Below are 7,859 nucleotides of genomic sequence, written 5' to 3' on the forward strand. Positions count from 1 at the left end.
CGCCCACCGCAGCCATGAACTCGGCGAAGGTCTCCCACTGCCAGCGGATGCCAGCGCGCAGCACCTCGGCCGGCATGGCCTCGACGTTGACCAGGTCCATCATTGCCAGCTCGCGCGCCGCCGGCCGGCAGGGGGCGATGCCGACGCCGCAGTTGCCCATCACCACCGAGGTGACGCCGTGCCAGGCGCTGCTGGTCAACAGCGGGTCCCAGCACCACTGCGCGTCGTAATGGGTGTGCGGGTCGATGAAACCCGGCGACACCACCAGCCCGCTGGCGTCCAGCGTGTCGCGTGCCGGGCCAAGGTCCAGACCGATCGCGGCGATGCGGTCGCCCTGGATGGCCACATCGGCGCGCCGCGCCGCCGCGCCGGTGCCGTCAATGACGCTGCCACCGTGAATGAGTACGTCGTACATGGGGTTTCTCCTCGCCGAATGGTGTTGTGTCTGTCGTGCACGGCAGGCCGCAGCGTCCCTGAAACGGCGGGCCGGCGGCCATCATTCCGCCCGCCGACCGGGCGGTCAAGGCAGGCTGCCCTGCGACGCCGTGCCGCATTCCCGGCCGTTTCGCGCCATGCCATCGTTACCGTGGCCCGGGCGCCCGCGCAACGCGGCGCCGCCCTGGCCAGCGCACGACGATCGGAGAGTCCGCATGAAACGTTGGTATTCGGCCCGCGGCGCCCGCCGCGGCGTGAAGTGGTCGGCCCTCGCCGCCGCCGGCTGGCTGTGCTGGGCGGCCGGCTACTGGCAGGCGACGCGCCCACACGCGGCACTGGTGTTCAGCCAACTGACCGCGCCCGCCTGCCACCACCCCGGCGGTCATTGACGCGCGTTCGGCGCCCGCCGGCACGACTTTTCGAAACCCGCCGCAGGCGCACATCGGCCGCCGCGGCGGCTTGTTTCAACCCTGGAGAACCGCATGGACGTGCTCGGCATGTACCCGACGTTTTACGTCCCCGCCATCGGCACCGCCTGGGTGATGGGCATCATCGGCGTGATCCACGTCGTCGCCTCGCACACCTCGGTCGGCGCCTCGTTCCTGTTCGCGCTGCTGGAAACCCGGGCCTACCGCGACAACCAGCCGCAGCTGCTGGAGTTCGTCAAAAAGTACGGCCTGTTCCTGCTGGTGTTCTCGTACGTCATCGGTTCGATCACCGGCCCCGGCATCTGGTACGCCATCACGGTGGCGAGCCCGCGCGGCGTGAGCGGTCTGATCCACAACTTCGTGTGGGTGTGGGCGGCCGAGTGGGTGTTCTTCACGGTGGAGGTGATCGGCGTCTACGCGCTGGTGTACCTGCTCGGCAAGATCGACGCCAAAAGCCACCTCAAGCTGACCTGGTCGTTCGCGCTCGCCTCGTGGGCAACCATGCTGCTGATCGTCGGCATCCTGTCGTTCATGCTGTGGCCGGGCCACGACGACTGGTACCTGACCGGCTCCACCAACGACGCCTTCTACAACCTCAATTTCTTCGCGCACCTGGGCACGCGCACCGGGTCGATGTTCGTCATGGCGACGCTGGTCGGCCTGATGGTGGCCAGCCGCCAGAAAGATCCGGCCCTGCGGCGCAGCGTGGTGCGGTTTCTGGCGCCGATCGGGCTGGTGGGCGGCCTGTTCGCGGTGATGATGTTCCTCTATTACCTGCAGACGCTGCCGGGGAACGCCATCGTCATGCTGAACACCCACCTGCTGCCGGTGTACGCACGCGGCATGGTGGCGGTGTTCGTGGTGGCGACGCTGTGGCTGCTGTTCGCCTTCTGGCAGCCGCAGCGGGTGTACACGGCACTGGCCGTGGCGGTGTTTTTGTTCGTGGCCATCGTCGGCGTGTGGCCGGAGGAGCGCATGCGCGAGTCGATGCGCAAACCCTACGTGGCCGGCCAGTACATCTACGGCAATCAGGTGATCGCGCGTGACGTGCCCGGCAAGGGCATCACCGGCGAAGTCGACCGCATCGCCGACAAGGGCCTGCTGGCGCTGCACCCGTTCGTGCCCGAGCGCCTGCGCGTGGTCACCGACGACAACCGTCTCGAGGCCGGCCACCTGCTGGCGCAGATCGCCTGCGCCAACTGCCATGCGCTCGAACGCGGCGCGCCGCTGCGCAGCCTGCCGGACAAGTTCCACGGCGCCACCGACGCGGACCTGATTGCCGCCTACCTGCGCGGCCCGCTCAAGCACGGCATGCAGCCGTACATGCCGCGTATCGACCTGCCGGAAGCGGAGATCGACGCCATCGCCCATTACCTGGCGTGGGTCAATGGCGCCCCCGAACCCGCCATCCGCCAAGCCAACGCCGGGGAGTGATGCCATGGATATCGGAACCGTCCTGAACACCATGCGCGACCCGGCCGGCGTGCCGGCGCACCCGGTGCTGTTCCAGGCGCTGATGGTGATCACCTGGGTGCTGCACATCGCCTTCGTGCACCTCACGCTCGGCTGCGCCGGGCTGTCGATCTACGCCTTCCACCGCCGCGGCCGCGGCGCGCACTGGCAGCGGCTGTCGCTGACCCTGACGCAGGTGGCCAAGGTCGGCGTGTCGCTGCTGATCGTGCTCGGCGTGGCGCCGCTGCTGTTCACGCAGGTCATCTACGACCCGCAGTGGTATGCGTCCAACGTGCTGTCCGGCGCCTGGGCGATCGGCTTCATCTTCACGCTCATCGTCGCCTACTGCAGCTGGTTCGCCTTTTATTACGTCAACCAGCCGGGCGCCAGACGGCACGCCGGCGTGTATGCCTGGCTGGCGCTGGCGCTGTTCCTGCTGGACGGGCTGATCATGCACGCGCTGTCGTATCAGGCGCTGCTGCCGGGCCAGTGGATGGGCTGGTACGCGCCGGGCGGCGTGGTCGACACCAGCGGTCACGCGCTGCACGCCATCCAGTGGCCGCGCTACCTGTTCATGATCGGCCTGTCGCTGCCGGCGGCAGGCGTGTTCCTGCTCGCCTACGCGCAGTACTGCGCGGTGCGCACGGACATCGACGCCGGTTATCTGGCCTTTGCGCGTGCCCTGGGGCAGCGCCTGGCCACCGTCGGCTATGCAGTTTGCCTTGTTCTGCTGGCGGCCTGGCAGGCGGTGCAGCCGGCCGGCGCGGGCCTGGCGCTGCACCCACTTGCGCTGCTGCTGGGCGCGAGCCTGCTGGCCATGGCGCTGTGGCTGCGCGGCCGGGCGCCCGCCGTGCACGGTTACCGGCCGCTGCTGGGCGGCCTTGGCGTGCTGGCGCTGCTCGCCGTATGGCGCGAGGTGATCCGCATCCATCACCTGCGCCCGTTCGGCTACGACATCGCCACCTACCCGGTACACATGGACTGGCCGTCGACGGGGCTGTTCTTTTCCACCTTCATCGGCGTCGGCGGTCTGGTCGGCGGCTTTTACCTCGCGCTGCTGTACCGCGCCGGGCGCACGGCGGGTCTGTACACCGCAGACCGCCGTCTGGCACGCCTGGGCAGCGCAGCGGTGGCCGTGCTGGTGCTGTGGATCGCGGTGTTCTTCGCCTATGGCATCGCCATCTGGGTTCGCAACAACTTCGTCTGAGCGAGGATTTTTGCCTTGAAAACGATCATCTCGACGGGCCTCATGCTGCTCGCGCTCATCACCACCACCGCGCATGCCCAGGCAACCGGCGGCCCGGCCGCCGACGTGGGCGCCGGCCAGCGCCGCGCGGCCGTGTGTTTTGCCTGCCACAACCCGGACGGCATCTCCAAAATCACCGGCACGCCACACCTGGCCGGGCAGGACCGCGCCTACCTCGAACAGGCGCTGCGCGCCTACCGCGACGGGCGGACCCGCCAGAACCCGACCATGAACGCGATGGCGGGGCCGCTGTCGGATCAGGACATCGTCAACATCGCCGCCTACTTCAGCCTGCAGGCGCGCCAGGGTGGCGGCGCGGCGGCGGACACCTGCGAGCGCATCCGCCCGGTGGGCGAGGTGGCGATCCAAGCCGCCGCACCCACCGCGGCGGCCGCGTCCGCCGCGCCCGCCATGGCCGCAGCGCCCCGTTCCGGCGAGGCGGTTTACCAGGCTGCCTGCGTGGTCTGCCACGGCGCCGGCGTGGCCGGCGCGCCGAAGCTCGGCGATACGGCGGCCTGGGCGCCGCGCCTCGCGCAGGGCAAGGACACGCTGCTGCAGCACGCGCTGCAAGGCTTCAAGGCCATGCCGCCCAAGGGCACCTGCGCCGATTGCAGCGAGGCGGAACTGCGCGCCGCGGTGGATTACCTCGCATCCAAAGCGCAGTGATGCGAACGCCGGCGGCTTGAGCGCGCGGCCGGCCGGCGCCACACTCGGGCGATCATTCCAAGCGCAGGAGGAGCGCCATGACCGACAGCCAACCGATCGTCATCGAGTTTTTCCACGACTGCCTGTCGGCCTGGTGCTACAAGGCCTCCGAGCGCCTGCGCGCGTTTGCCGCCGCGCATGCGGACGTGCGCATGGTGCAGCGCTGCTTTCCGCTGGCCGTGTCACCGCAGGTGCTGGGGCAGAAGCTGTACGCCGACAAGCGCGAGGCCAAGCGCGACGTGGTGATGGTGCACTGGGCCGACGCCCGCGACTTCGAGCCCGACCCGCGCATCAATTGCGAGCTGATGATGACGCGCGATTTCGACTACCCCTACTCGCTGCCGAACCAGCTCGGCGCCAAGGCGGCCGAGATGCAGGGCGGGCAGCGCGCGCACTGGGATTTCTTCGACCGCGTGCAGCGCGCGCACCTGACCGAATGCCGCAACATCGCCGACTATGCCGTGCTGCGCGAGTGCGCCGAGGACATCGGCCTCGACGGCGAGCGCTGGCAGCACGACGTGTTCGGCGAACACGCCCGCACGCTGCTGGCCGACGACATCGAGCGCGCCGCCCGCTACGGCATCCTGCGCATCCCGGCGCTGGTGGCCGACGGCCGCCACGTACTGGGCGGCATTCCGCGCTCGACGCTCGGCCACTGCCTGCGCGAGGACGCCATCGAGACCTTCTACGAGGACGTCAAGCGCCGGCGCGTGCTTGGCTACGGACTGCCGCCGGCGCAGTGACGCGCAAGCGCCGTTTCATTCAACGGCCTGTCAGGCCGCGCGGGCATTCGGCGCGTCAGCCGCCGCCGGCCGATCGGCGCGCTGCTGCGCGCGGTCGTCGTCCAAGGCGGCCAGTTCCTGCAGAAACTGCCCAAGGCCGGCCTGGATGCGCGCCACGTGGCGGCCGGTTTCCTCGGTCAGGTGGGCGATGGCGTGCATGGTCTGCGCACTGCGCTGCCCCATGCGCTCCAGGGAGTCGCTCAATTCCACCGACTGCGCGGCGCTGGCGGCGGCGCGCGCCAGGGTCTGGCTGATCTCGTTGGCGACCGCCGTCTGCTGCTCCACGGCACCGGCGATCGCCACCGAGGCATCACGCGCGGCATCGATGGCGCCACCGATGTCGCCGATAGATTTCACCATCCGTTCCACCGCGCCGCGCATCTGCTGCACCCGACCGGCGATGTCGTCGGTGGCCTTGGCGGTTTGCGACGCCAGCGACTTGACTTCGTTGGCCACCACCGCGAACCCCTTGCCGGCCTCGCCGGCACGCGCCGCCTCGATGGTGGCATTCAGGGCCAGCAGATTGGTCTGGCCGGCGATGTCGTTGATCAGGTGCAGCACCTCGCCGATCTGGTCGGTGACCTGCGTCAGGCCGATGACCTGGGCCTGGGTATCCTCGGCCACGCGCATGGCGTCGGCGATCAGCTGCGCCGAACGGTGCGCCTGGTCGTTGATTTCCGCGAACGAGGCCGACAACTCCTCCACCGCCGAAGCGATGGTCTGGGTGCCGGCGGCCATCTCGTCGGTGGTGCGGCGCGCCGCGTCGATCGCCGCCTGCTCCTCGTCCACCCGCGCCACGCCGTCGCCTACCTGGCCGGCCAGCTGCGCGTCGGCGGCGGCCAGCGCCGCGAATTCGTCGCGCACCAGCAGGTCGAAGCGCGCCCGGATGGCATCCTGCCGCTGCTCGAAGCTCGCCAGCTGCTGGCCCAGGTAAACATCCACCGTCAGGTTGATGTCGAGCAGCAGCAGCCGGTCGATGGCGTCGGCCTGGCGCGCCAGGCGCAGGCCGGCACCGCGCCAACTGCGGCCGTGCATGATGAGCTGCCGATGCAGATCAGCGGCCACGCGCGAGTACCCCGCCACGTACCAGTCGAGCGGCAGGCCGATGCGCACGTGCGCCTGCGCGATGCGCTCGACGGACGCCAGATAATCCGCATCGATACGCCCGGCGAACATGCGCCGCCAGTGTTCGCCCTGCTTGGCACGCGCATGGCGCATGGCCTCGGGCGAGGAGAAAAAGGCCGCCAGCTCGGGCCGGCTCTGGGCATGGGCATAGAAGCGCTCGAGCACACCGTCCAGGTGGCGCTCGAGAAACGGCTGCAAGCCGCGCGCCGCCTCGAGCACCGCCTCGTCGATGCCGTGATGGGTGAGCAGGTCCTGCAACTGGCGTTGCGGCGGGGTGGCTTGGGCAATGGGCATCGTCACGGTTCCGGGTGAGTGTGGATCGCCAAGGCGAATGACCCGTTGTCGGCAACGACGCGCCGGACTTTAGTTACGAAAAAATTTCGGGGGGTGCGAGACCCATGAACGGCCGGGGCCGGCGACGCTCGTCAGGCAACCTCGGCCTGCATCGGCGGCCCTGCCTGCTCGCTCAGCCAGTCCGGCCAGCCGGCCTTGCGGTTGGCCTCGCGCGCGATGGCCTGCTCGGCCGGGCTCGCGAAGCGCAGGTCCCAGTCCTTCAGGCGCGGCATGGCCACGTACTTGAACCACAGCGGCGGAATGAAGGCGCTGATGGCGCACACGAACAGGTTCGGCATCTGCGGCGCGTCGGGGTGCGGGATAAGCTGGTCGAAACGCAGGTCGGGGTCGATGTGGTGGTCGACGTGGGTGGTGATCTCGTAGCCGATGGTGCGGTCGAGCCAGCCCAGATGATTCCAGGTGTGATGCAGCCGCGTGGCCGATCCCGGCACGCGCACCAGGCCGTAGTGCTGCAGGTAGTTGAGGGCTTCCAGGAAGAACTTGGCGATCACCTGCGCCGCCAGCGTGAGCACGCCGGCCAGCACGCCGCCGTAGGCGCCCACCGCGAGCGGAATCGCCGCCAGCAGCGCCATTTCCCAGAACAGAAAATTGCGCGGCGACCACAGGCCGGCGCCGGTCACCTCGCGCCGCTTGCGCGCGGCGGCGAGCAGCTCGTCCAGGTTGCGGCGCGTGCAGCGCCACATGAAGGGGTACACCGTGCTGCCGCGCGGCGCGTAGTCGGCATCGGCATCGGTGTCGAAGTGGATGTGGTGCGTGTACAGGTGCGGGATGTCGCGGTGCGCGTCGGCGAAGAACGCGCACATCAGCTTGGCAAGCCCGCGCGAGAACCAATCCTTGCGGTGCATGAGTTCGTGCGCGATCGGCACGTTCGGCACCGCGTTCAGCCACACCAGCGAGCCGACGGCGAGCGCCAGCACCGCCGCCTGCGCGCCGACGCTGTCGACGCCGATGCCGGCGCGCATGCGCCAGGCAAAGGCGGCGTACAGCGCGATCATCAACACGCCGTGCAGGTACAGCGGGATGTCCGCCAGCCACGGGTGGCGGAACCGCCGCACGCCGTGGTCGACCGGCGCGAACTGGGCCAGCACCGCCAGCACCACGAAGGTGCCGAGCCCGGCGCCCATCCACCAGCCGCCGGCGATGAAACCGCCGATGCCGGCCAGTACCGTCAGCGAACACAGGTAGTAACGCAGGTAATCCTTCATCGAAACAATCCTTCGCGGGGAGGCAGAATCACGGAAACACGTTGAGGCTTTTGTTGAGGAACACGTTCTGCTGCACGGTCAGCAGCCGCCGCGCGATGCGCAGCTCGCCGCCGACCCGCCGCAGCAG

General features: G+C 69.4%; 8 protein-coding genes. 5 read left to right on the forward strand and 3 right to left on the reverse strand.

Annotated elements, in window-relative coordinates:
* On the reverse strand, nucleotides 1–415 hold a 415-nt coding region (locus PHC73_RS09130), incomplete at its 3' end, for an amidohydrolase family protein (RefSeq protein ID WP_300126947.1).
* Nucleotides 416–650: 235 nt separating this feature from the next.
* Here PHC73_RS09130 and PHC73_RS09135 point away from each other — a divergent pair.
* The 5 genes from PHC73_RS09135 to PHC73_RS09155 all read left to right on the forward strand — a co-directional run bounded on the left by PHC73_RS09135 (nucleotide 651) and on the right by PHC73_RS09155 (nucleotide 5,009).
* Nucleotides 651–824 carry a hypothetical protein gene (locus PHC73_RS09135; protein ID WP_300126949.1) on the forward strand — a complete coding sequence of 58 codons (174 nt, stop codon included), beginning with the start codon at nucleotides 651–653 and terminating at the stop codon, nucleotides 822–824.
* A gap of 93 nt (nucleotides 825–917) precedes the next feature.
* Nucleotides 918–2,297 (forward strand): cytochrome c, encoded by a 1,380-nt coding sequence (locus tag PHC73_RS09140; RefSeq protein ID WP_300126951.1) that lies wholly within the window; start codon nucleotides 918–920, stop codon nucleotides 2,295–2,297.
* Nucleotides 2,298–2,301: 4 nt separating this feature from the next.
* Nucleotides 2,302–3,522 carry a hypothetical protein gene (locus tag PHC73_RS09145; RefSeq protein ID WP_300126954.1) on the forward strand — a complete coding sequence of 407 codons (1,221 nt, stop codon included), beginning with the start codon at nucleotides 2,302–2,304 and terminating at the stop codon, nucleotides 3,520–3,522.
* Between the two features lie 15 nt (nucleotides 3,523–3,537).
* Nucleotides 3,538–4,227, forward strand: coding sequence for a c-type cytochrome (locus tag PHC73_RS09150; protein ID WP_300126956.1), 690 nt, complete (start codon nucleotides 3,538–3,540; stop codon nucleotides 4,225–4,227).
* 77 nt (nucleotides 4,228–4,304) lie between these two features.
* On the forward strand, nucleotides 4,305–5,009 hold the full coding sequence (locus PHC73_RS09155) for a DsbA family protein (RefSeq protein ID WP_300126958.1): 705 nt from the start codon (nucleotides 4,305–4,307) through the stop codon (nucleotides 5,007–5,009).
* A 30-nt stretch (nucleotides 5,010–5,039) separates the two neighbouring features.
* Here the strand turns inward: PHC73_RS09155 and PHC73_RS09160 are convergent, their stop codons facing one another.
* Nucleotides 5,040–6,467: a globin-coupled sensor protein gene (locus PHC73_RS09160; protein ID WP_300126960.1), complete on the reverse strand. Its 1,428-nt coding sequence runs from the start codon at nucleotides 6,465–6,467 to the stop codon at nucleotides 5,040–5,042.
* Nucleotides 6,468–6,598: 131 nt separating this feature from the next.
* Nucleotides 6,599–7,732 (reverse strand): fatty acid desaturase, encoded by a 1,134-nt coding sequence (locus PHC73_RS09165; protein WP_300126962.1) that lies wholly within the window; start codon nucleotides 7,730–7,732, stop codon nucleotides 6,599–6,601.
* Between the last annotated feature and the right edge of the window lie 127 nt (nucleotides 7,733–7,859).

The sequence above is a fragment of the Immundisolibacter sp. genome (assembly GCF_028696615.1).
Taxonomy (GTDB): Bacteria; Pseudomonadota; Gammaproteobacteria; order Immundisolibacterales; family Immundisolibacteraceae; genus Immundisolibacter.

Excerpts from the sequence above, each read along its gene's own strand:
- PHC73_RS09145 (WP_300126954.1), top strand. The coding sequence starts at position 2,302 with ATGGATATCGGAACCGTCCTGAACACCATGCGCGACCCGGCCGGCGTG.
- PHC73_RS09135 (WP_300126949.1), top strand. The coding sequence starts at position 651 with ATGAAACGTTGGTATTCGGCCCGCGGCGCCCGCCGCGGCGTGAAGTGG.
- PHC73_RS09140 (WP_300126951.1), top strand. The coding sequence starts at position 918 with ATGGACGTGCTCGGCATGTACCCGACGTTTTACGTCCCCGCCATCGGC.
- PHC73_RS09155 (WP_300126958.1), top strand. The coding sequence starts at position 4,305 with ATGACCGACAGCCAACCGATCGTCATCGAGTTTTTCCACGACTGCCTG.
- PHC73_RS09160 (WP_300126960.1), bottom strand. The coding sequence starts at position 6,467 with ATGCCCATTGCCCAAGCCACCCCGCCGCAACGCCAGTTGCAGGACCTG.
- PHC73_RS09165 (WP_300126962.1), bottom strand. The coding sequence starts at position 7,732 with ATGAAGGATTACCTGCGTTACTACCTGTGTTCGCTGACGGTACTGGCC.